The sequence below is a fragment of the Pseudomonas sp. NPDC087690 genome (assembly GCF_044743175.1).
Lineage (GTDB): Bacteria > Pseudomonadota > Gammaproteobacteria > Pseudomonadales > Pseudomonadaceae > Aquipseudomonas.
In genome coordinates, this window is sequence record NZ_JBIUVX010000005.1 from 129,738 (window position 1) to 150,798 (window position 21,061).

General features: G+C 57.9%; 20 protein-coding genes. 10 read left to right on the forward strand and 10 right to left on the reverse strand.

The window, feature by feature from the left end:
* Nucleotides 1-6 precede the first annotated feature (6 nt).
* From alg8 to yaaA, 3 genes are all read right to left on the reverse strand, one after another.
* Nucleotides 7-1,488: a mannuronan synthase gene (alg8, locus tag ACIPIZ_RS09920; protein WP_371857959.1), complete on the reverse strand. Its 1,482-nt coding sequence runs from the start codon at nucleotides 1,486-1,488 to the stop codon at nucleotides 7-9.
* Nucleotides 1,489-1,666: 178 nt separating this feature from the next.
* Complete coding sequence (locus tag ACIPIZ_RS09925) at nucleotides 1,667-2,983, reverse strand: nucleotide sugar dehydrogenase (RefSeq protein WP_008087506.1); 1,317 nt, start codon at nucleotides 2,981-2,983, stop codon at nucleotides 1,667-1,669.
* An 811-nt stretch (nucleotides 2,984-3,794) separates the two neighbouring features.
* Nucleotides 3,795-4,574: a peroxide stress protein YaaA gene (gene yaaA, locus ACIPIZ_RS09930; protein ID WP_401165140.1), complete on the reverse strand. Its 780-nt coding sequence runs from the start codon at nucleotides 4,572-4,574 to the stop codon at nucleotides 3,795-3,797.
* Between the two features lie 249 nt (nucleotides 4,575-4,823).
* On the opposite strand from yaaA, the gene ACIPIZ_RS09935 reads away from it, so the two are divergent.
* The 6 genes from ACIPIZ_RS09935 to ACIPIZ_RS09960 all read left to right on the forward strand — a co-directional run bounded on the left by ACIPIZ_RS09935 (nucleotide 4,824) and on the right by ACIPIZ_RS09960 (nucleotide 10,109).
* Nucleotides 4,824-5,948: a polysaccharide deacetylase family protein gene (locus tag ACIPIZ_RS09935; RefSeq protein ID WP_401165142.1), complete on the forward strand. Its 1,125-nt coding sequence runs from the start codon at nucleotides 4,824-4,826 to the stop codon at nucleotides 5,946-5,948.
* Nucleotides 5,949-6,285: 337 nt separating this feature from the next.
* Nucleotides 6,286-7,680: a PhoH family protein gene (locus ACIPIZ_RS09940; RefSeq protein ID WP_008080207.1), complete on the forward strand. Its 1,395-nt coding sequence runs from the start codon at nucleotides 6,286-6,288 to the stop codon at nucleotides 7,678-7,680.
* 242 nt (nucleotides 7,681-7,922) lie between these two features.
* A complete protein-coding gene (gene moaC, locus ACIPIZ_RS09945) occupies nucleotides 7,923-8,396 on the forward strand; it encodes a cyclic pyranopterin monophosphate synthase MoaC (protein WP_253480088.1) in 474 nt (157 codons plus the stop codon).
* Nucleotides 8,393-8,635 carry a molybdopterin converting factor subunit 1 gene (gene moaD, locus ACIPIZ_RS09950; RefSeq protein ID WP_253480086.1) on the forward strand — a complete coding sequence of 81 codons (243 nt, stop codon included), beginning with the start codon at nucleotides 8,393-8,395 and terminating at the stop codon, nucleotides 8,633-8,635. The genes moaC and moaD overlap by 4 nt, the downstream gene beginning before the upstream one ends.
* A 3-nt stretch (nucleotides 8,636-8,638) precedes the next feature.
* A complete protein-coding gene (gene moaE, locus ACIPIZ_RS09955) occupies nucleotides 8,639-9,091 on the forward strand; it encodes a molybdopterin synthase catalytic subunit MoaE (protein WP_105705599.1) in 453 nt (150 codons plus the stop codon).
* 241 nt (nucleotides 9,092-9,332) lie between these two features.
* Entirely contained in the window at nucleotides 9,333-10,109 is a 777-nt protein-coding gene (locus ACIPIZ_RS09960) for an ABC transporter substrate-binding protein (protein ID WP_401165144.1), read from the forward strand.
* A 124-nt stretch (nucleotides 10,110-10,233) separates the two neighbouring features.
* Here ACIPIZ_RS09960 and ACIPIZ_RS09965 read toward each other — a convergent pair whose 3' ends face one another.
* From ACIPIZ_RS09965 to ACIPIZ_RS09985, 5 genes are all read right to left on the reverse strand, one after another.
* Nucleotides 10,234-10,860 (reverse strand): transcriptional regulator, encoded by a 627-nt coding sequence (locus ACIPIZ_RS09965; protein ID WP_401165146.1) that lies wholly within the window; start codon nucleotides 10,858-10,860, stop codon nucleotides 10,234-10,236.
* A gap of 94 nt (nucleotides 10,861-10,954) precedes the next feature.
* Nucleotides 10,955-12,082: an NAD(P)/FAD-dependent oxidoreductase gene (locus tag ACIPIZ_RS09970; RefSeq protein ID WP_401165148.1), complete on the reverse strand. Its 1,128-nt coding sequence runs from the start codon at nucleotides 12,080-12,082 to the stop codon at nucleotides 10,955-10,957.
* 148 nt (nucleotides 12,083-12,230) lie between these two features.
* Nucleotides 12,231-13,175, reverse strand: coding sequence for an ornithine cyclodeaminase family protein (locus ACIPIZ_RS09975; RefSeq protein WP_150646924.1), 945 nt, complete (start codon nucleotides 13,173-13,175; stop codon nucleotides 12,231-12,233).
* Nucleotides 13,176-13,310: 135 nt separating this feature from the next.
* A complete protein-coding gene (rhlB, locus tag ACIPIZ_RS09980) occupies nucleotides 13,311-14,789 on the reverse strand; it encodes an ATP-dependent RNA helicase RhlB (protein WP_064393294.1) in 1,479 nt (492 codons plus the stop codon).
* Between the two features lie 96 nt (nucleotides 14,790-14,885).
* A complete protein-coding gene (locus ACIPIZ_RS09985; protein WP_064393293.1) occupies nucleotides 14,886-15,542 on the reverse strand; it encodes an alpha/beta hydrolase in 657 nt (218 codons plus the stop codon).
* Between the two features lie 468 nt (nucleotides 15,543-16,010).
* On the opposite strand from ACIPIZ_RS09985, the gene ACIPIZ_RS09990 reads away from it, so the two are divergent.
* The 4 genes from ACIPIZ_RS09990 (at nucleotide 16,011) to ACIPIZ_RS10005 (ending at nucleotide 20,170) form a co-directional block, all read left to right on the forward strand.
* A complete protein-coding gene (locus ACIPIZ_RS09990) occupies nucleotides 16,011-17,042 on the forward strand; it encodes an amino acid ABC transporter substrate-binding protein (protein ID WP_007914328.1) in 1,032 nt (343 codons plus the stop codon).
* Between the two features lie 65 nt (nucleotides 17,043-17,107).
* Nucleotides 17,108-18,289 (forward strand): amino acid ABC transporter permease, encoded by a 1,182-nt coding sequence (locus ACIPIZ_RS09995; protein ID WP_064393292.1) that lies wholly within the window; start codon nucleotides 17,108-17,110, stop codon nucleotides 18,287-18,289.
* Between the two features lie 10 nt (nucleotides 18,290-18,299).
* Nucleotides 18,300-19,394 (forward strand): amino acid ABC transporter permease, encoded by a 1,095-nt coding sequence (locus ACIPIZ_RS10000; protein ID WP_401165152.1) that lies wholly within the window; start codon nucleotides 18,300-18,302, stop codon nucleotides 19,392-19,394.
* Between the two features lie 11 nt (nucleotides 19,395-19,405).
* Nucleotides 19,406-20,170 carry an amino acid ABC transporter ATP-binding protein gene (locus tag ACIPIZ_RS10005; protein ID WP_038357653.1) on the forward strand — a complete coding sequence of 255 codons (765 nt, stop codon included), beginning with the start codon at nucleotides 19,406-19,408 and terminating at the stop codon, nucleotides 20,168-20,170.
* Nucleotides 20,171-20,221: 51 nt separating this feature from the next.
* On the opposite strand, the gene ACIPIZ_RS10010 is transcribed toward ACIPIZ_RS10005, so the two are convergent.
* Together ACIPIZ_RS10010 and ACIPIZ_RS10015 are read right to left on the reverse strand one after the other, a co-directional pair.
* Complete coding sequence (locus ACIPIZ_RS10010) at nucleotides 20,222-20,710, reverse strand: type II toxin-antitoxin system MqsA family antitoxin (protein WP_064393290.1); 489 nt, start codon at nucleotides 20,708-20,710, stop codon at nucleotides 20,222-20,224.
* Entirely contained in the window at nucleotides 20,707-21,018 is a 312-nt protein-coding gene (locus ACIPIZ_RS10015; protein ID WP_064393289.1) for a type II toxin-antitoxin system MqsR family toxin, read from the reverse strand. Before ACIPIZ_RS10015 ends, ACIPIZ_RS10010 begins: the two co-directional genes overlap by 4 nt.
* Nucleotides 21,019-21,061: the final 43 nt, after the last annotated feature.

Here is a 21,061-nt window from a genome sequence, read left to right on the forward strand (position 1 = left end):
GGCGGGTCAGACCATCATCAGCAGCACGGCGACAAAAATGCTGCCGGCGGAGAAGGTCATGGTCCGAGACGACCAGGTGTTGAACCAACGTTGAAAGCTGGCGAGATCACGGGTCAGGGATGTGGGTTGGCGAGTCCAGGATTGTTGGTCGAGGCGGAAGAACACGTAGATCTTCACCAGTGCACCGACGATCTGGTTGTAATACAGAATCGCTGGGTAAGCCGGGCCGATGCGGTGACCGGAACACGACAACAGCAAGGTCAGGATCAGGCGGGTGATGCCGATCCACAGCAGGTAAACCAGGATGAACGCGGTGCCGTATTTGAAGCTGGCGATGAGCGCCACGGTCAGGCCGAGCAAGGAGGTCCACATCGATACGCGTTGATCGAACAGCACCACCGAGGTGAAGGCGCCGAGGCGTTTCACACCCAGGCCCAGCGCTCGCGAGTTCTGCCGCAGGTTGTTGCCGTACCAGCGGAACATCAGTTTGCGGCTGGCCTTGATAAAGCTTTTTTCCGGCGGGTGTTCCACGGTGTTGATCGCCGCGTCAGGCACGTAAAAGGTGTCGTAACCGAGGCGCATCAGGCTGAACCAGCTCGACTTGTCGTCGCCGGTCAAAAACTTGAATCGGCCCAGACGCCAGTGTTGCAGCGAGTCGCTTTCAACGTCGGCGATGAATTCCGGGTTGGTCACCACGGTGGCGCGGAACACCGACATACGACCGGTCATGGTCAGTACGCGCTTGGACAGGGCCATCGAGCACATGTTGATGTGGCGCTGGGCGAAACGCAGCTTGTGCCATTCGCTCATGATGTAGCCGCCGCGCACTTCGCAGAATTCGTTGGTGGTCAGGCCGCCGACGTTGCCGAACAGCTGGAACCACGGCACGGTCTTGCGCACGGTGCCTTCGCCGAGCACGGTGTCGCCATCGATCACCGCGACGACTGCACGGTCGTCCGGCAGGTGACGGGAGATCGCGCGGAAACCGTAGGCCAGGCCATCACGTTTGCCGGTGCCGGGAATGCGCACGAAGTCGAGCTTGACGCGATCTGGCGGATTCATCCGCGCCCACAGTGCCTTGACCAGCAGCTCATCGGACATTTCGACGATCGAGCAGACCACGGTGGTCGGCAGTTCGCAGTCGATGGCTTCACGGATCACCGAGCTGTAGACCTGCGCCGTGGTCAGCGCGTCGATACGGAAACTGGTGACCATCAGGAACACATGCGACGGGTCCGCCGCCTTACCCAGCTTGCGCACTTTGCGGCGCAGGTGCGGGTAAACGATGTAGAGAAAAATCATGCCGCGCACAAAGTGCGTTGCACCCATCGAGTAGCGCCAGATACCCACGGCGCCAATCAGGAAAATGAAGTCCTTCGACTCGGAGTCGAATGTGGACGTGGGCAGCATCAAGGCCAGGCCCATCAACAAACTTAGGTAAAACAGCCAACCGGCGGCCTGAAGTAGGCCGTGCTTTAGCCTGTGCATAATCTGCATCCGTCTCTATCTCGGGCCGGGCCCGATGGGGTTAAGGCAGGCTTACAAAAACTTGCAAGGACATGTAGGAGCTGCCGAAGGCTGCGATCTTTTGATCTTTCGCTTGGGATTTTGGTGTTCCCGAAAAGATCGCAGCCTCGTTTCACTCGACAGCTCCTACAGGGCTGCTTTACCAGCAGATACCTTCGGTGCGAGTACCGGCGTCGGTGGCTTTGGCCATGAAGCCGACCAGGTCGATGACCTGTTTGCCGTGCGGCGCTTGTTGGGCCAGCGCGCGGAATTTCTCGTCGCGGTTGCCGAGGATGATCACGTCGGAGTTGTCGATCACCGAATCGAAGTCCGCGTTGAGCAGGGACGATACGTGCGGGATTTTCGACTCGATGTAGTCCTTGTTCGCGCCGTGAACACGGGCGTACTCGACGTTGCTGTCGTAGATGCTCAGGTCGTAACCCTTGCCGATCAGCATCTCGGCCAGTTCTACCAGCGGGCTTTCGCGCAGGTCGTCGGTGCCGGCCTTGAAGCTCAGGCCGAGCAGGGCGACTTTGCGTTTGTCGTGGCTTTCAACGATGTCGAAGGCGTTCTGCACTTGCGATTCGTTGCTGCGCATCAGCGAGTTGAGCAGCGGCGCTTCGACGTCCAGGGAACCGGCGCGGTAGGTCAGCGCACGCACGTCTTTCGGCAGGCACGAGCCGCCGAAGGCGAAGCCCGGGCGCATGTAGTACTGGGACAGGTTGAGGGTCTTGTCCTGGCAGACCACTTCCATCACTTCACGGCCATCAACGCCGACCGCTTTGGCGATGTTGCCGATCTCGTTGGCGAAGGTCACTTTGGTCGCGTGCCAGACGTTGCAGGTGTACTTGATCATCTCGGCGACAGCGATGTCCTTGCGGATGATCGGTGCGTCGAGTTCTTCGTACAGCGATTGCAGAACGTCGCCCGAAGCCTTGTCGAACTCGCCGATGACGGTCATCGGTGGCAGGTCGTAGTCGGCGATGGCGGTGGATTCACGCAGGAACTCCGGGTTGACCGCAACGCCGAAGTCGACGCCGGCCTTCTTGCCCGAGCAGTCTTCGAGAATCGGGATCACCACGTTGGCAACAGTGCCCGGCAGTACGGTGCTGCGTACGACGATGGTATGGCGGGTGGTCTTTTCACGCAGAACAAAACCGATCTCGCGGCATACCGCTTCGATGTAGTTCAGTTCGAGGTCGCCGTTCTTTTTGCTCGGCGTACCGACGCAGATCATCGACAGGTCAGTGTCACGAATCGCTTCGGCGAAGTTTGTCGTGCCACGCAGACGACCGGTCTGGATACCCTGTTGCAGAAGTTCGCCCAGGCCCGGTTCAACAATGGGGGATTTGCCAGCGTTGATCATGTCGATCTTGTCTTTGGCAACATCGACGCCAACCACGTCATGGCCCCGTGCAGACAGGCAACCGGCACATACTGCGCCAACGTAACCCAAACCAAATATGCTGATGCGCATCGCAATTACCTCTGTATATATCAGGCCTAAGAACGCCGTAGTTAATGGTGTTCAGCGTTCATTAGTGCACTCGAAAGTGCTGCTTACAGGCGCCACAATGCCGTGTGCAGGCATACTAAGTTTCGAGTGTCTAAATAAGTGCACTCAAGATGTGCGCAACCAGGCCTTGTTGTTATGACTTGCCCTGTTATGCAGCCGATCTTCCTTGTGGAAGACTCTTGTGCAATCGTCTTGCGCGCTCGATGGCAGGATGAAAGTCCCGTAAATCAAGCGGTTTGGTGCTCAGGCGAGCACGTTTATAGGGGCGCGGCCATGGCCTTTGTAGGGGATATTAATGGTGCGTATCTCCTGTCCATCGTTCCGTAATCAGACTAGTTAGTCATTCGGGCAAGTTGCTGTGACAACTTGGTTACATGGCTTTCTGCTCTGCGTAAGTTATCTCGTACAAACTCGGCGAGAATCGTTACCGGTGGTATGAGCTATGCATTCGGACGAAGTTCCTGTCCGCTCATCGCGAAATCTGAAATTTCTTGAAATATTGTCAGAGATGGCACTAATCTCAATTTGATAGCACTTTCGTTTCCGACCTTTATTAACAGGCGAATAATCACGTTAGATAGTTTTGTGCCACTACGGTGAAAAAATTTAGGTGCCACTACTGAAAAAAATGATCAGTGTCGAGTGAAACTAATCTTAGAAAAGACAGGGAGGTTTTTCTGGCGTCATTAAAATGGCGAAAACAGGCGGGGGATTTTTGACATCGTGCGAGCTGCACGACTCTTTATAGAAAGAGTCGTGCATTGGGCATGCTTTATTCAGGTGCGTGGTCGCGCAAAAACACCAGATTGTCGGGTTTCGACTGTTCAGCGCTGTAGCGATAACCCTGTACATCGAATTGCTTGAGCAGCGCTGGATCGTTGATTTTTTCCTGGATCACGAAACGGCTCATCAGGCCGCGAGCCTTCTTCGCGTAGAAGCTGATGATCTTGTACTGGCCGTTCTTCTGATCCTTGAACTCGGTGTTGATGATCTGCGCGTTCAACGCTGTGCGTTTGACCGCCGAGAAGTATTCGTTTGAGGCGAGGTTGAGCAGAATGTCGTCGCCCTGATCGGCCAGCGCTTCGTTCAGCCATTCGCTGATGCGCGTGCCCCAGAAGGCATAAAGGTCTTTGCCACGGGCGTTGGCCAGTTTGGTGCCCATTTCCAAGCGATACGGTTGCATCAAGTCCAGCGGACGCAGCAGGCCGTAGAGGCCGGAGAGCATGCGCAGGTGTTTTTGCGCGTAATCGAAATTGGCTTCGCTGAAGGATTGCGCGTCGAGACCGGTGTAGACGTCACCCTTGAAGGCGAGCAGTGCCTGCTTGGCATTCTCTGGGGTGAACGCGGGCGTCCAGCTGCCGAAACGCGCGGCGTTGAGCCCGCCGATCTTGTCCGATACGTGCATCAGCTCGCTGATCTGCGCAGGCGTCAGGTCGCGCAGTTGCAGGATCAGTTCCTGGGAGTGGTCGAGGTATTGCGGCTGAGTGAAGCGCTGGGTCGCCGGCGGTGTTTCGTAATCGAGGGTCTTGGCGGGGGAAATCACCATCAGCATGAAGTCGTCTCCTTTAATCGTGGGGGCGATTCTAGGGGGTTGTCGGTGTTGACTCCAGCTATGAGCGTGATAGGTGATCGACGGCTTGGCGCATTCCCTGTAGGAGTGAGCCTGCTCGCGATAGCGGTCTGACATTCAACAGGGTGGTGACTGATCTATTGCTATCGCGAGCAGGCTCACTCCTACAGGGATCAGCGTCGTGGCTTATCAGCTATAGTGCCGCGCGGGTTTTGTTACGGAGACATCCCTTTGCGCATTGTTCTTTTATTCACCGCGTGGCTGTTGAGCTTCGGTGCCGTTGCGGCGCCGGGCGATGTGGCGACGCTGGATCGCAGCACCTGGCCGGAACAACTGACCAGTCCGACCTTGTTCGACGTCGCGTCCCGGGCAGAAATCCTCATGTTCGCCCGTGGCCTGCTCGGCACCGAATCGATTGACGAAGCTGCTTTGGCTCAGCGTCTGGGCCTGCGCACGATCAATATCGACGCGGTCAACAGCCTGCGCCAGCACCTCTGGCAGCGGCTGTTGACCAACTACAACTACGCCCAGCAAAGCTGCGACCAGGATGCCTCGTTCTGCTTCCTCGTCGAAGACCTGCCGACCCTGCGCGAGCAGGCCGCGAAGTTCGTGGTCAGCGACGACAGTTATTACACCAAGTGGGCCGAGCCGAGCCGGATCTTCCATTTGCAGTATCTGGACGAATTGATGCGCAAGGCGGCCTTGTCACCGCAGACCAGCAACGAATTCGATCGTTTCGGCGACTACGAGCGCAATGGCGACGAGATGCACGACCGGCTGTTTCTGCTGACCTTCGACAGCGCCGCCAACCTGCAGCCGGACAACACCGACTGGCTCACCGAGTACCTGCGCAAATCGAACCTCAGTGGCACGTTCTTCGTGTTGGGCAAGGATATCCAGGCGCGGTTGGCCGATCGCTCGGTCACCAGCCTGCAAGCGAGCTTCTCGAAACAATGCGTCGGTGTGCAGGGTTGGGAGTTCCGCTCCCACAGTCACTGGCAGGACTGGCAGGATTCAGTGCGCCGCAGCGCCGATCTGGTGAAGACCAAACTGCCGGAAAACTACGTGCCGCTGTTCCGTCCGCCGGAGGGCCAGCGCCGCAGTGATGCACAAGGCTTCTTCAATAGCCAAGGGCTGCAAGTGGCACTGTGGGACATCGATGCCCAGGACGGTGCCGGCAAACTCAAAGGCGCGGCGAGTGCACGGCGAGTGCTGACCCTGATGCTGCTGTGGCGTCACGGGGTGATCAATTTCAACATGAAACAAGATGCGGTGAAGACCTCGTTGCCGTGGCTGATCACGCAAACCGCGCAGAGCGGCATCGGTTGGGAAGACTGTCAGGACGCGTTTCGCTGAGAAACGGCAAAAGCCCGGAAACATTGGGCGTAGGGCGATTTTTTCAGAGGATTTGATGCAGGCGGACTTCCGACTCTAACGGTGTCGACGGAGTCCGCCAAGGGCTTTTCGTCACTTTGCAAAATAAACTTAAAAAAACCGTCAAAGTACTTTTTTATGTCATCGGTTTTGGAGTATTACGAAGACAGACCGCCGAAACCTGCAACACAGGTGGCGTCTTCCAAGACCCGTTTGTTTGCAGTCACTTGAATCTCCGCAGGTGAGATTTCGGCAGTCACTTCGAGGCGCAGCACCGCTCAGGTATTGCGTCTACTGGCTCTGACATAGGTGACCGAGTATGGATGATCACGGACGTAGCCCTTCCTCCAACCAGCCAATCCTGTATGTACTCGATACCAACGTATTGATTCACGATCCAAACGCCCTGCTGAATTTCGAAGAACATCACGTCGCGATCCCGATGACCGTGCTTGAAGAGCTGGACAAGCTCAAGAGCGGGCATCACAGCGTGGCCGCCGAATGCCGTCAGGCCATCCGGCTGATCGACAAGACCCTGGGTGATGCTTCCCCGGAAGACGTCGAACTGGGTGTACCGATCCAGCGCGGCAAGGGCGGGCCGAAGGGCTTGCTGTCAATTCTGATGAGCAAGCAGGCTGAATCGAACCTGATTCTGCCCGAGCACCTGAACGACAACAAAATCATCAACCAACTGATCGACCTGCACACCCGCGAGCCGAAAAAACCGGTGGTGCTGGTCACCAAAGACATCAACATGCGCCTCAAGGCGCGCGCCTGCGGTATCGCCTCCGAGGACTACAGCACCGACCAACTGGTCGACGACGTGTCCCTGCTGCCCAACGGTTACCACAACATGACCGGCTCCTTCTGGGACCGCGTGAGCAAGGTTGAAACCCGTCAGGATCACGGCCGCACCTGGCACCAGGTGCAATTGATCGACAATTTGCCGGCGGTACACATCAATGAGTTCATCATTGATGAGCAGGGCTTCGTCGGCTGGATCAAGGAGATTGAAGAAGACCGCTTGCTGATTCTCGACCTGCACCAGGAACCGCTGCTGCACCAGGAAGCGTGGGGCCTTAAACCGCGCGACATTTATCAAAGTCTGGCGCTGTACGCGCTGCTCGATCCGGACATTCATCTGGTCAACCTGTCAGGTGCCGCAGGCTCCGGTAAAACCATTCTGGCACTGGCTGCTGCGATCGAGCAGACCATGGTCAGCAAGCGTTATCGCCGCATCATCGCGACCCGCAGCGTGCAGGGCCTGGACCAGGAAATCGGCTTCCTGCCCGGCACCGAAGCGGAAAAAATGGAGCCTTGGCTGGGCGCCATCACCGACAACCTCGAAGCCTTGCACATGGATGACGAAAACACCCATGGCAGCGTCGATTACATCCTCAGCAAAGTGCCGTTGCAGTTCAAATCGCTCAACTACATTCGTGGTCGCAGCTTCCAGCAGAGCCTGATCCTGATCGACGAATGCCAGAACCTCACGCCGCACCAGATGAAAACCATCATCACCCGTGCCGGCGCCGGTTCCAAAGTGGTGTGCCTGGGCAACCTCGCACAGATCGACACCCCTTACCTGTCCGCGACCAGCTCCGGGCTGACCTACCTGACCGAACGCTTCAAGGATTTCCCCAACGGTGTGCACATCACCCTGCAAGGGGTGCCTCGCTCGATTCTGGCTGAATACGCCGAAACGCATTTGTAACTGCATCACAACCAAAACCGGACGGCCGCAAAGCCGCCCGGTTTTTTATGCCTGAACACAAAACCATTGTAGGAGTGAGCCTGCTCGCGATAGCGGTGTGACATTCAACATGAGTGTTGGCTGACACACCGCTATCGCGAGCAGGCTCACTCCTACAGGGGATTTGCGGGGTGACGGTAATCTCACTCGCAGAAATTTGACCCGCAGGTTTACAATCCACGCTCCTGATCAGGAGTAATCCCGTGCTGACTCATCTCGATTCCCAAGGTCGCGCCAACATGGTCGACGTCACCGAAAAAGCCGTGACGTTCCGTGAAGCGACGGCCCAAGCGCTGGTGCGCATGCTCCCCGAAACCCTGCAGATGATCGTCAGCGGCGGCCATCCCAAGGGTGACGTGTTCGCCGTGGCGCGCATTGCCGGCATTCAAGCGGCGAAGAAAACCAGCGATCTGATTCCTCTGTGCCACCCGCTGCTGCTCACTGGCGTCAAAGTCGAACTCAGCGCCGAAGGTGAAGACGCGGTGCGCATCGTCGCCCGCTGCAAGCTGTCCGGGCAGACCGGCGTCGAGATGGAAGCGCTGACCGCCGCCAGCGTCGCCGCCCTGACCATCTACGACATGTGCAAAGCCGTGGATCGCGGCATGACCATCGAAAGCGTGCGCCTGCTGGAAAAGGTCGGCGGCAAGAGCGGGCACTTTAAAGCGGAGCAGCCATGAACCTGACCGTGAAGTTTTTTGCCCGTTACCGTGAAGCGCTGGGCGTCGATTCGGTGACCGTTGAAGGCGATTTCGCCACCGTTGAAGACGTGCGCGCATTACTGGCGAAACGTGATGGCGCTGAAGTACTGAGCGAGCAGAACCTGATGTGCGCGCGCAACGAAGACCTCTGCCAGCTCGACGAGCCGGTGGTCGATGGCGACGAAGTGGCGTTCTTCCCTACCGTGACCGGAGGCTGAGCCATGACGATTCGTGTGCAGGCCACGCCGTTCGATCCGGGCGCTGAAGTCAACGCGATGCATGCGGCCAATGTCGGCGTCGGCGCGGTAGTGAGTTTTGTCGGCTATGTGCGCGACTTCAACGATGGACTGGATGTGGCGGGAATGTTCCTCGAGCACTATCCAGGCATGACCGAAAAAGCCCTCGGCAAGATCGTCATCGACGCCGAACAGCGCTGGCCGCTGTTGAAACTGGAAGTGCTGCACCGCATCGGCGCACTGGAGCCGGGCGAACCGATCGTTTTCGTCGGCGCCGCCAGCGCCCATCGCCAGGCCGCGTTCGATGCCTGCGCCTTTGTCATGGACTACCTGAAAACCCGTGCGCCGTTCTGGAAGAAGGAAAACACCAGTGACGGGCCGCGTTGGGTTGAGGGGCGGGACAGCGATCATGCGGCTGCGGATCGCTGGAAGAAATAAACCCTGAGTCGCCCTCTAGTCAGCCATCGCGAGCAGGCTCACTCCTACAATTGGAATGCGTTCCCCCTGTAGGAGTGAGCCTGCTCGCGATGACGTCATCTGCAACACCAAAAACCTCTGTCTTTGCCTGATTGACTGCCTATACATATAAGTCCAATATGGATTTATAAGTACAAAAAAGTATCTCCCTCCGTTTCAGCTCTTTCTTGCCAAACCAACAACAACCCGCGAGAGAACGAACATGAAGAAACTCCCCCTCATCACCGGTCTGGCCCTGAGCCTGTTGGCCTCGGCCAGCGCGTTCGCCGCCGAACAAACCCTGCGCATCGGCATTGAAGCCGCTTACCCGCCATTCGCGTCGAAAACCGACAAGGGCGAAATCGTCGGTTTCGACTACGACATCGGCAACGCCCTGTGCGCGCAGATGAAGGTCAAGTGCGTGTGGGTCGAAGGTGAGTTCGACGGTCTGATTCCTTCGCTGAAAGTGAAGAAGATCGACCTGGCGCTGTCGTCGATGACGATCAACGAAGACCGCAAGAAGTCGGTGGATTTTACCCACAAGTACTACTTCACTTCGTCGCGTCTGGTGATGAAGGAAGGCGCCACGGTTGATGATCAATACGCCAGTCTCAAGGGCAAGAACGTCGGCGTGCAGCGCGCAACGACTACTGATCGTTACGCCACCGAGGTGTTCGAACCGAAGGGGATCAACGTCAAGCGCTACAGTAACAACGAAGAGATCTACATGGACCTGGCGGCGGGGCGCCTCGATGCGATTTTTGCCGATACCATTCCGTTAAATGACTTTTTGTCGATGCCACGCGGCAAGGGTTATGCGTTTGTCGGGCCTGAGCTGAAGGATCCGAAGTACGTGGGCGAGGGCGCGGGGATTGCGGTGCGCAAGGGCAATGGCGAACTGGTCAGCCAGTTGAATGGCGCCATCGATGGCATTCGCGCGAGTGGCGAGTATCAGAAGATTTCCGAGAAATATTTCAAGTCTGATATTTACGGCGACTGATAGTCCGTCATCGCTGGCAAGCCAGCTCCCACAGTGATTGAGTCGTACACAGATGTTGTGTGCAACAAAAAAACTGTGGGAGCTGGCTTGCCAGCGATGGGGTCGGTTCAATCACCGCAAATCTCTAGCCCTTCATTTCCTTCAAATGCTTGTACACCGTCGCCCGCCCCATGTTCAGCACATTGGCCACATAGTTCGAGGCGCTCTTGCCCTTGAACGCGCCTTCGGCGTGCAGTGCCAGCACCAGCTCCCGTTTGTGATCGCGGGTCAGCACATTCAGGCTCAGTTGCCGCTCGCGCAGCCAGGCGTGGAGGAAGGTGTTGATGCGTTCCTGCCAGTCATCGCGAAACAGTGAATCCGGCTGCGGGATCAGTTTGCTCGGCGACAGGAACAGGTCCAGCGCAGCCTTGGCGTTCTCGAACAACGAAATATTCAGGTTGATGCACAGCACCGCCAGTGGCAGACCTTCGCTGTCGCGCAGGACGCTGCTCAGGCTGCGAATCTTCTGACCGTCCCAGTTGAGCTTTTCGTACGGGCCGATATTCCTGTCGCTGACATCTTCGCTGAGCATTTCTTCCAGCGATGAGTCGTCACCGATCTCGCGCTTGGACAGGTTGTTGGCGATGTAATCGACCTTCTGCGTGCGCAGATCGTGCAGCACCACTTCGGCGTGCGGAAAGAACAGCGTGGCGATGGCATCGGCGATGGCACGGAAGTTATCCAGGGCCGGGTCGAATTCAGGGGCGGTCATGACAGTGGAACTCCAGGCAGCGTCAACGCCTCCGTGATCAGGAGGCGCTGCGAGTGTGCCGCAATCCGTTGGGCGCGTCATCCGGATGGGGCGATCAGGCGAGGCGGGCAGGGGAGAGCATGGCGCTGCTCAGGCCGAAGTTGCGCAAGTGCTCGGACAGTGGCTCGCCACGCACCAACGCCGCGCTGGCCTGGCCCATTGCCGGCGAAGTCTGAATGCCGTAGCCACCTTGCGCGGCGACCCAGAACAACCCCGGCACCTGTTGATCAAAACCGCTGAGCAGATCGCCGTCGGCGACAAAACTGCGCAGACCGGCCCAGGTGCGGGTCGGGCGGCGGATGGTCAGCGTGGTGGCCTCTTCGATCTGGTAAATGCCCATGGCGATGTCCAGTTCTTCCGGTTGCACGTCGTGAGGTTCGACTGGGTCGGCGTTGGCCGGCGAGCCGAGGAACATGCCGGCGTCGGGCTTCATATAGAAGGACTCATCGAGGCTGACCAGCATCGGCCAGTGATGAATGTCGACGCCTTCGGGGCCGGCGAAGATGAACGCGGCGCGGCGTTTCGGCTGCAGGCCCAGCGGCTTGGCGCCGGCCAACACGCCGATTTTGTCGGCCCAGGCGCCAGCGGCGTTGATGATCATCGGTGCGCTGAAAGTCTGGCCGTTGGTTTGCACCTGCCAGAGGCCGTCGGCGTCGCGGCTCAGGCCGAGCACTTCGCACTCGGTGTGGACTTCACCGTTATTGCGACGAATGCCACGCAGGTAGCCCTGATGCAAGGCGTCGGTGTCGATGTCGCTGGCGCTCGGATCGTAGATCGCGCCGTGGACTTTTTCCCGGCGCAGGATCGGTAGCCGCGCGCAGGCTTCGTCGGCGCTAAGCAGTTGCATCTCCGGCACCGTGGCTTTGGCGCTGAGGTATTGGTTGTTCAGTTCGGCGGCGTCGCCGGTGAAGTCCACGGTCATTTCGCCGCGCGGGGTCAGCAATGGATGTTCACAGAAACCACTTGGCGGGTTGTCGAAAAACGCTCGGCTGGCCTGGGTCAGTGCGCGCACTTGCGGCGTGCCGTAGGCGGCGGTGAACAGCGCAGCGGAGCGCCCTGTGGAGTGATAGGCCGGGTGGGATTCGCGTTCGAGCACGATGACTTTGGCGTGGGGCGACAGCCAGAAACCAGTGGAAGCGCCGGCAATCCCGCCGCCGATGATGATGAAATCTGCCTGGCTCATGAGGTTCTCCAGTGAGTACGCAATATCCAATAGTTCGCTATCCCCTGTAGGAGTGAGCCTGCTCGCGATAGCGGTGTATCAGGCAACAATAATGCTGAGTGTAAGACCGCTATCGCGAGCAGGCTCACTCCTACAGGGATTTTTGGCGTTAGTGGGTTAAGTGGTAAACCGCATTGGCGAGAGCAATGTCTTCCAGGCCCAAGCCGATTGAGCGGAAAAACACGTGACGGTCGTAACCCGGGCGCTGCACTTTCTCGCTGAGCAGGTCGGCGAGGTCACCGACAATCGAATCCTGGCTCCAGCCATGCTGTTCACTGGCAATCAACATCTCACCCGCCGACCCCGGCGTGGTCAGACGATAGTCACAGAACACCTGCATGTCATTGAGACTCTGCGGCGGGACTTCATGGGCGCGCGGGGCGTTGGTGCTGATCGAGGTGATCAGCGTCGGTTTGCTCAACGCGGCCGGATCGATCACCGGCCCGGCTGAGGAGGTGCAGAGCATGATCACATCAGCTTCGGCGATGGCCGCTTCACGGCTGTCAGCGATCTTCAGATTGGGCGTAATGGCTTTCAACAGTGATTGAGTTTGCATGTCGGCGGACAAACTTGGCGAATACAGGCTGATGCTCTGCCAGTCACGCAGCGATTTCACATAGTGCAGATGCGCCTGAGCAACCTTGCCGCTCCCAATAATCGCCAAATGTTCAGCGTCCAAAGGCGCGAGCGCATCAACCGCCACCGCTGTAGTCGCCGCCGTACGCGCAGTGGTCAATTCACCTGCATCACACAGCAACAACGGCTGACCGGTTTTCATCGACATCAACAGCGTCCACGCTGTCACCAGCGCACCTTGCTCGCGAACGATGTACGGCGAAGTCTTGACCCCGTAAACGCCATCCTCGGCCAGCACGCCTAGATAATTGATGAAGTCGCCAGCACCCTGCGGGAATTCCACCAGCTGCTGCGCCGGTTGCACGGCGTTACCCGCTGCAAGGTCGCGAAACAACTTGCGCAGGATCTGCGGCACATCGAGACGCGCCAACAACTCGCGGGCCTGATGCTGGTCGATCACGTAGGGCGTACTGGACATGTCAGGCTCCGGAGTCTTTATTTAAACTTATTTGTCCATTATGGACTTTTAGTTGTGTCTCGCAAGCTCCGATCAAATCCCGGGCGAAAAAAAAGCGCAGTCCGTTGCCGGCTGCGCTTCGCTTTCAAACGGCGCTTACTGCGGACGTTTGCGCTCAACCGCACGCAACAGGTGCGTCGGCGGCGTTTCACAGCTGATCTTGCGACCGAGCTTCTCTTCGATGGACGGCAACTGGTAGGAGTCGTCTTCACCGGCGAAGCTGATCGACACGCCGTCAGCGCCCGCACGACCAGTACGGCCGATGCGGTGCACGTAGTCGTCCGGCACTTCCGGCAGGGTGAAGTTGATCACGTGGCTGATGCCGTCGATGTGGATGCCGCGACCGGCAACATCGGTGGCGACCAAAACGCGAATCTTGCCCTCGCGGAAGCCTTCCAGGGTTTTAATGCGTTTGTGTTGTGGCACGTCGCCGGACAACTGCGCAGCGTTCACACCGTCGCGCACCAGACGCTCTTCGATGCGGCGGACTTCGTCCTTGCGGTTGGCGAAGACCATCACCCGCTCCCAGCCATTGTCGTTGACCAGGTTGTAGAGCAGTTTGTACTTGTCGGCACCGGCCACGGCGTAAATATGTTGCTCGACGTTTTCGTTGGCGACGTTGGTGATTTCGATTTCGACGATGGACGGATCGGTCGTCCACTGCTTGGCGAGGTTCATCACGTCTTCGGTGAAGGTCGCGGAGAACAGCAGCGTCTGGCGTTCGCTTTTCGGTGGGGTCTGACGAATGATCTGCCGCACTTGCGGGATGAATCCCATGTCGAGCATGCGGTCGGCTTCGTCCAGCACCATCACTTCGACCATGTCCAGGTGCACGTCGCCACGCTGGTTGAAGTCGAGCAGGCGGCCCGGGGTTGCCACAAGAATGTCGCAGTGACGCGCTTCGAGGTGCTTGAGCTGCTTGTCGAAGTCCATGCCGCCAACAAACGTCATGACGTTGAGGCCGGTGTACTTGGTCAGGTCGGCGGCGTCCTTGGCGATCTGCACCACCAGCTCACGGGTCGGCGCGATGATCAGCGCACGGGGTTCGCCCATGTAGCGTTCTTTCGGCGGCGGTGTTTGCAACAGTTGGGTGATGATCGAGATCAAAAACGCGGCGGTTTTACCGGTACCGGTTTGCGCGCGGCCAATGGCGTCTTTGCCGGCGAGGGTGAAACCCAGCACTTGCGCCTGGATCGGCGTGCAATACGGGAAGCCCAGATCCTGAATGGCGTGCATCAGTTCTGGAGCCAGTTTGAAATCGTGAAAGCGGGTTTTACCTTCCTGTGGCTCGACGACGAAATCTTCGAGCTTCCACGGAATGACCGGAGCCTTGGGCTTCGGTTCGCGACGCGGTCTGGCCGGTTTCGGCTCTTCACTGCGTGCAGGCTCGGCGACGATTGGCGCGGCCGGAACGGGTTTTGGGTCTTGCTTCGGTGCTGCTACGGCAGCGGGGCGGTCGGCCTGGGGCGCATCGTGGCGATGACCGGGGGCGTGCGACGGCACACTGGGAACTGGCGCGAGCTGCTCAGCCTCGCTTTTACCGAACATTTTCTTGAGTGCTTCGAGCACGGTCATCTCATCAATTGGTTAAGGAATGTACGCCGGCCAGTGTAATGCAAGAAACGGGCGCGGCGTAGTGGGATGATCAAAGGACAGGCAATGCTGGCGTGATCAGCGCAGACGCTCGCTCAACCAGACGCCAATGTCGCGAATTTCCTCGGGTAACACTTCGTGCTCCATTGGGTATTCCTGCCATGTCACGGTGACACCATGCTTCACCAAATGCTCGTAGGCGCTGCGTCCCATCGAGTTCTGCACCACGCCATCAAACTGGCCGTGCAGGCATATTGCGGGAATCCGCTGCTGACTGGCTGAAAGCTGCATCTCATCATTAAAGGTCGGCGCATACGTCGACAACGCCAGCACACCGCCCAACGGCCCCTGCCATTTCACAAATGCGCTGTGCAGGACCACGGCGCCACCTTGGGAAAACCCTGCGAGGAAAATCCGCGAGGCGTCTATTCCGCTGGCGCGCTCGTTTTCGATCAATTCGATGATGCGATCAGCAGAGGCTTCCAGCTCATCGCGATCAATCGCTCGCGCCGGGCTCATCGCCTTGATGTCGTACCAGCTTGGCATGGCATATCCGCCATTTATCGTCACTGGACGAGTCGGCGCCTGCGGTAGCACGAAACGCGTGCTCAACAGGCTTTCCTGCAAGGCTTCCGCTACGGGCAGGAAGTCATAGCGATCGGCGCCGAGGCCGTGCAGCCAGATCACGCAGGCGTCTGCGGGCTTAACAGGCTGAAGAATCAAGGGCTCGGTCATGTCTGCTCCAAATATGTGCGGGCGCTCTCATTGAGTGCGTGATTCGAGTGCGCGTCTGGTTGATCCGTTAAGAAGATGTCGCAAGGTTACAAGTTTTGCTATTGACCTGTCGCCGAATCGTTTCCGCAGTCGGTGTGGTACGGGCTTTGCTATGGAGGGAACTGTACGAAAGATCCTACGCCCGGCGGTAACACTATCAGTGTACGACTGGCGACGGGATTGCAAAAAATCCGGTGATGGATGTTCGCCAATGGCCGCTACGGGCGCAGCGAACGTGAAAGGGCTACAGCCCGTTCGGCCGATTGGTGAGAAGTGAGTTGTCCATGATGTGGATTTTCTCCTACTAGACTCATAGCGAAGGTCTTACGTCGGTTGACCCCAAAAAAAGCCAACACGGGTCAACAACGCCTCAAAAGGGTGCGACTGGACTCAAGCTCCGACACAACAAGAGCAAAACTGGAGGTTTGAATGAAGATGTTGAAATCCACCCTGGCCATCGTGACTGCAGCAACAGTACTCGGTGTCAGCGGGTTCGCTCAGGCGGGTGCAACCCTGGATGCAGTGCAGAAGAAAGGTTTCGTGCAGTGTGGCGTGAGCGACGGTCTGCCGGGCTTCTCGGTACCGGACGCTACCGGCAAGATCCTCGGGATCGACGCTGACGTCTGCCGCGCTGTGGCCGCTGCCGTATTCGGCGACGCGACCAAGGTCAAGTTCAGTCAGTTGAACGCCAAGGAGCGCTTCACCGCGCTGCAATCGGGCGAGATCGACATCCTGTCGCGCAACACCACCATGACCAGTTCCCGCGATGCGGGCATGGGCCTGAAATTCCCGGGCTTCATTACCTACTACGACGGCATCGGCTTTCTGGTGAACAACAAGCTGGGCGTGAAAAGTGCCAAAGAGCTGGACGGTGCAACCATCTGCATCCAGGCCGGTACCACTACCGAACTGAACGTTTCCGACTACTTCCGCGGCAACGGTCTGAAATACACCCCGATCACTTTCGATACCTCCGATGAAAGCGCCAAGTCGCTGGAATCCGGTCGTTGCGACGTACTGACTTCCGACAAGTCTCAGCTGTTTGCCCAGCGCTCCAAGCTGGCATCGCCGAAAGACTACGTGGTTCTGCCGGAAACCATTTCCAAAGAACCACTGGGTCCGGTCGTGCGTAACGGCGACGACGAGTGGCTGGCCATCGTGCGTTGGGTTGGCTACGCGCTGCTCAACACCGAAGAAGCCGGCATCACCTCGAAGAACGTCGAGGCTGAAGCCAAGTCGACCAAGAACCCGGACGTCGCTCGTATGCTCGGTGCCGACGGCGAATACGGCAAAGACCTGAAACTGCCGAAGGACTGGGTTGTGCAGATCGTCAAGCAAGTCGGCAACTACGGCGAAATCTTCGAGAAAAACCTCGGCAAGAGCACTCCGCTGGAAATCGACCGTGGCCTGAACGCCCTGTGGAACAACGGCGGCATTCAGTACGCACCACCAGTGCGCTAATGGTTCTATCACCCGGCGGGCCAACCGCCGGGTGATGTTCTGTTCCATTTCTTGCGGGGCACTTCATGCAAAATTCAATCGGCGCACCAAAGCAGAGGCTCAGCCTCAGCGATCCACGAGTGCGTGCGTGGCTATTCCAGATCATCACCGTTGTCGCGGTGGTCTCGATGGGCTGGTACCTGTTCGACAACACCCAAACCAACCTGCAGCACCGGGGCATCACTTCCGGCTTCAGCTTTCTTGAGCGCAGTGCCGGCTTCGGCATCGCTCAACACCTGATCGACTACACCGAAGCGGACAGCTATGCCCGCGTCTTTGTCATCGGTCTGCTCAATACCCTGCTGGTGACCGTCATCGGCGTGATTCTGGCGACGATCCTCGGTTTCATCATCGGTGTGGCGCGCCTGTCGCAGAACTGGATCATCAGCAAGCTGGCGACGGTGTATGTGGAAGTCTTCCGCAACATTCCGCCACTGCTGCAGATTCTGTTCTGGTACTTCGCGGTATTCCTGACCATGCCAGGGCCGCGCAACAGCCATAACTTCGGTGACACCTTCTTCGTCAGCAGCCGTGGCCTGAACATGCCGGCCGCGCTGGCCGCCGACGGTTTCTGGGCGTTCGTGATCAGTATCGTGGTGGCCATTGTCGGCATCGTGCTGATGACACGCTGGGCGAACAAGCGTTTTGAAGAAACCGGTGTGCCGTTCCACAAGTTCTGGGTTGGTCTGGCGATTCTGCTAGTGATCCCGACCCTGTGCGCACTGATCTTCGGTGCCCCGTTGCACTGGGAAATGCCTGAGCTCAAAGGCTTCAACTTTGTCGGCGGCTGGGTGCTGATCCCGGAATTGCTCGCCTTGACTCTGGCCCTGACCGTATACACCGCGGCGTTCATTGCCGAGATCGTGCGTTCCGGGATCAAGTCGGTCAGCCATGGTCAGACCGAAGCGGCGCGTTCGCTCGGCCTGCGCAACGGCCCGACCCTGCGCAAGGTGATCATTCCGCAAGCCCTGCGCGTGATCATTCCGCCGCTGACCAGCCAATACCTCAACCTGGCGAAAAACTCTTCGCTGGCCGCCGGTATCGGTTACCCGGAAATGGTCTCGCTGTTCGCCGGCACGGTGCTTAACCAGACCGGTCAGGCGATCGAGGTGATTGCCATCACCATGAGCGTGTACCTGGCGATCAGTATCAGCATTTCTCTGCTGATGAACTGGTACAACAAGCGCATTGCGCTGATCGAGCGGTAAGGAAAAGCGCATGAGTACTCATACTTTCAAACCCGACATGCCTCCACCCAACAGCAGCATCGGCGTGGTGGCGTGGATGCGCGCGAACATGTTCTCCAGCTGGCTCAACACCCTGCTGACCCTGTTTGCGTTCTACCTGATCTACCTCGTCGTGCCACCGATCCTCAGTTGGGCAATCATTGATGCCAACTGGGTCGGTACCACTCGCGCCGACTGCACCAAGGACGGCGCCTGCTGGGTGTTCATTCAGCAGCGTTTCGGCCAGTTCATGTACGGCTACTACCCGCCGGAACTGCGCTGGCGCGTCGACCTGACCGTGTGGCTGGCGGTGATCGGCGCGGCGCCATTGTTCATCGCGCGTATGCCGCACAAAGCGATCTACGGGCTGAGCTTTCTGGTGTTGTACCCGATCATTGCCTTCACCTTGCTGCATGGCGGGTTCGGTCTGACCAACGTGGCGACCAGCCAGTGGGGCGGCCTGATGCTGACCCTGGTGATCGCCACCGTCGGCATCGCCGGTGCCTTGCCGTTGGGGATTGTGCTGGCGCTGGGGCGACGCTCGAACATGCCGGCGATTCGTGTGGTCTGCGTGACCTTCATCGAGTTCTGGCGCGGCGTGCCGTTGATCACCGTGCTGTTCATGTCTTCGGTGATGCTGCCGTTGTTCCTGCCTGAGGGCATGAACTTCGACAAACTGCTACGGGCGCTGATCGGCGTGATCCTGTTCCAGTCGGCCTATGTGGCTGAGGTGGTGCGCGGCGGTCTGCAAGCGATCCCCAAAGGTCAGTACGAAGCGGCTGCGGCGATGGGCCTCGGTTACTGGCGTTCGATGGGCCTGGTGATCCTGCCGCAAGCCCTGAAGCTGGTGATCCCCGGCATCGTCAACACCTTCATTGCGCTGTTCAAGGACACCAGTCTGGTGATCATCATCGGCCTCTTTGACCTGCTCAACAGCGTCAAGCAAGCCGCTGCCGATCCGAAATGGCTGGGCATGGCCACCGAAGGCTACGTGTTCGCCGCCCTGGTGTTCTGGATTTTCTGTTTTGGTATGTCGCGCTATTCCATGCATCTGGAACGCAAGCTCGACACTGGCCACAAGCGTTAGGAGTTGTGTAAATGAGTGAAGCAATCAAAAAGCCTGCAGGTCCTGAAGGCATTATTCAGATGCAGGGCGTCAACAAGTGGTACGGCCAGTTCCACGTGCTCAAAGACATCAACCTCAACGTCAAACAGGGCGAGCGTATCGTCCTGTGCGGCCCTTCGGGTTCGGGCAAATCGACCACGATCCGTTGCCTCAATCGTCTGGAAGAACACCAGCAGGGCCGCATCGTCGTCGACGGCGTGGAACTGACCAACGACCTCAAGCAGATCGAAGCGATCCGCCGCGAAGTCGGCATGGTGTTCCAGCACTTCAACCTGTTCCCGCACCTGACCATTTTGCAGAACTGCACCCTGGCGCCGATGTGGGTACGCAAGATGCCCAAGCGCAAGGCCGAGGAAATTGCCATGCATTACCTGGAACGCGTACGCATTCCGGAGCAGGCGCACAAGTTTCCGGGGCAACTGTCCGGCGGTCAGCAACAGCGTGTGGCGATTGCCCGCGCCCTGTGCATGAAACCGAAAATCATGCTGTTCGATGAACCGACTTCAGCGCTCGATCCGGAGATGGTGAAAGAGGTTCTGGACACCATGATCGGTCTGGCTGAAGACGGCATGACCATGCTCTGCGTGACTCACGAAATGGGCTTTGCCCGTACCGTGGCCAACCGCGTGATCTTCATGGACAAGGGTGAAATCGTTGAGCAGGCGGCGCCGAACGACTTCTTCGATAATCCGCAGAATGAGCGGACGAAGTTGTTCTTGAGTCAGATTTTGCATTGATGGTTTGTGAGTAAAACGAACCCGGCCTTGTGCCGGGTTTGTTTTTTGGAGTCAGGAAACGCTGAGGGTTTCGTGTTCCTTGTGTACGGTGTGCGTGAAACCTCGCAGGTCTGCGCCTTCAGCCAAGGTCTGGATATCGACGAGCATGTAGGGATGACGATCCAATAGACGCATCAGCAGCACCAATGCTTTGGGTGGAAGTAACTCGCCGCGTTCGTAGCGAGAGAATGCGTTATGCCCGCCACCAGAGAGCAGTTGTACCGTCTCTTTCTGCGTCAGGTGCAATTTGCGTCGAATACGTTTCATCTCGGCGCCGATCATTTGTCTGCCAGCGAGAACCAGCTCGTCACCGGCATCACAATAACGCTCAGCACTATCGGTGTCGAAATCCCATTCCACTTCACCGCACTTCTGGCACTCCCAACCAGATAGATCGTCTACACGGCGCTCCATGCCTTTGACACTCAGGGTTTCTCCGCGACCCTGGAAATGCCTCATTCCCTCACGTGCACCGCAGCTGACACATTGCTGGGTTTTCATGGGTTCTTCTCCTTGAAGGAGATTACCGGTGGGCTGCCGCCGGGGCGGTAGGTCACCTTGATGTAAATCTCCTGATCTCGTGAATTGATGTGATACACGTCTTGCCAGATTCGATGATCGTCATAAGTAGTCATCGATTTGTACAACATCCTGGTTTTTAGCTCGAAAACGATCTCTAGCATTTCGCTGAGGTTGAAGCCGAGCTTCTCCGCTGATTTGACCGAAGCTTTGGTGAAAGCTTTTTGACCTAACCGCCTCACCTCAGCCTTTATCACCGCCAGCTCATAATGGGGTGTGTTCTTTTCCATAAGAAACCAAAACCCTGTCCCTGAAATTACCCTTAAAGGGTAA

Excerpts from the sequence above, each read along its gene's own strand:
- ACIPIZ_RS10015 (WP_064393289.1), bottom strand. The coding sequence starts at position 21,018 with ATGGAAAAGAACACACCCCATTATGAGCTGGCGGTGATAAAGGCTGAG.
- ACIPIZ_RS09975 (WP_150646924.1), bottom strand. The coding sequence starts at position 13,175 with ATGTCCAGTACGCCCTACGTGATCGACCAGCATCAGGCCCGCGAGTTG.
- ACIPIZ_RS09940 (WP_008080207.1), top strand. The coding sequence starts at position 6,286 with ATGGATGATCACGGACGTAGCCCTTCCTCCAACCAGCCAATCCTGTAT.
- rhlB (WP_064393294.1), bottom strand. The coding sequence starts at position 14,789 with ATGACCGTGCTCGAAGCACTCAAGAAAATGTTCGGTAAAAGCGAGGCT.
- ACIPIZ_RS10005 (WP_038357653.1), top strand. The coding sequence starts at position 19,406 with ATGAGTGAAGCAATCAAAAAGCCTGCAGGTCCTGAAGGCATTATTCAG.
- ACIPIZ_RS10010 (WP_064393290.1), bottom strand. The coding sequence starts at position 20,710 with ATGAAAACCCAGCAATGTGTCAGCTGCGGTGCACGTGAGGGAATGAGG.
- moaE (WP_105705599.1), top strand. The coding sequence starts at position 8,639 with ATGACGATTCGTGTGCAGGCCACGCCGTTCGATCCGGGCGCTGAAGTC.
- ACIPIZ_RS09965 (WP_401165146.1), bottom strand. The coding sequence starts at position 10,860 with ATGACCGCCCCTGAATTCGACCCGGCCCTGGATAACTTCCGTGCCATC.
- yaaA (WP_401165140.1), bottom strand. The coding sequence starts at position 4,574 with ATGCTGATGGTGATTTCCCCCGCCAAGACCCTCGATTACGAAACACCG.
- ACIPIZ_RS09970 (WP_401165148.1), bottom strand. The coding sequence starts at position 12,082 with ATGAGCCAGGCAGATTTCATCATCATCGGCGGCGGGATTGCCGGCGCT.
- ACIPIZ_RS09985 (WP_064393293.1), bottom strand. The coding sequence starts at position 15,542 with ATGACCGAGCCCTTGATTCTTCAGCCTGTTAAGCCCGCAGACGCCTGC.
- moaD (WP_253480086.1), top strand. The coding sequence starts at position 8,393 with ATGAACCTGACCGTGAAGTTTTTTGCCCGTTACCGTGAAGCGCTGGGC.
- ACIPIZ_RS10000 (WP_401165152.1), top strand. The coding sequence starts at position 18,300 with ATGAGTACTCATACTTTCAAACCCGACATGCCTCCACCCAACAGCAGC.
- ACIPIZ_RS09995 (WP_064393292.1), top strand. The coding sequence starts at position 17,108 with ATGCAAAATTCAATCGGCGCACCAAAGCAGAGGCTCAGCCTCAGCGAT.
- ACIPIZ_RS09925 (WP_008087506.1), bottom strand. The coding sequence starts at position 2,983 with ATGCGCATCAGCATATTTGGTTTGGGTTACGTTGGCGCAGTATGTGCC.
- ACIPIZ_RS09990 (WP_007914328.1), top strand. The coding sequence starts at position 16,011 with ATGAAGATGTTGAAATCCACCCTGGCCATCGTGACTGCAGCAACAGTA.
- alg8 (WP_371857959.1), bottom strand. The coding sequence starts at position 1,488 with ATGCACAGGCTAAAGCACGGCCTACTTCAGGCCGCCGGTTGGCTGTTT.
- ACIPIZ_RS09960 (WP_401165144.1), top strand. The coding sequence starts at position 9,333 with ATGAAGAAACTCCCCCTCATCACCGGTCTGGCCCTGAGCCTGTTGGCC.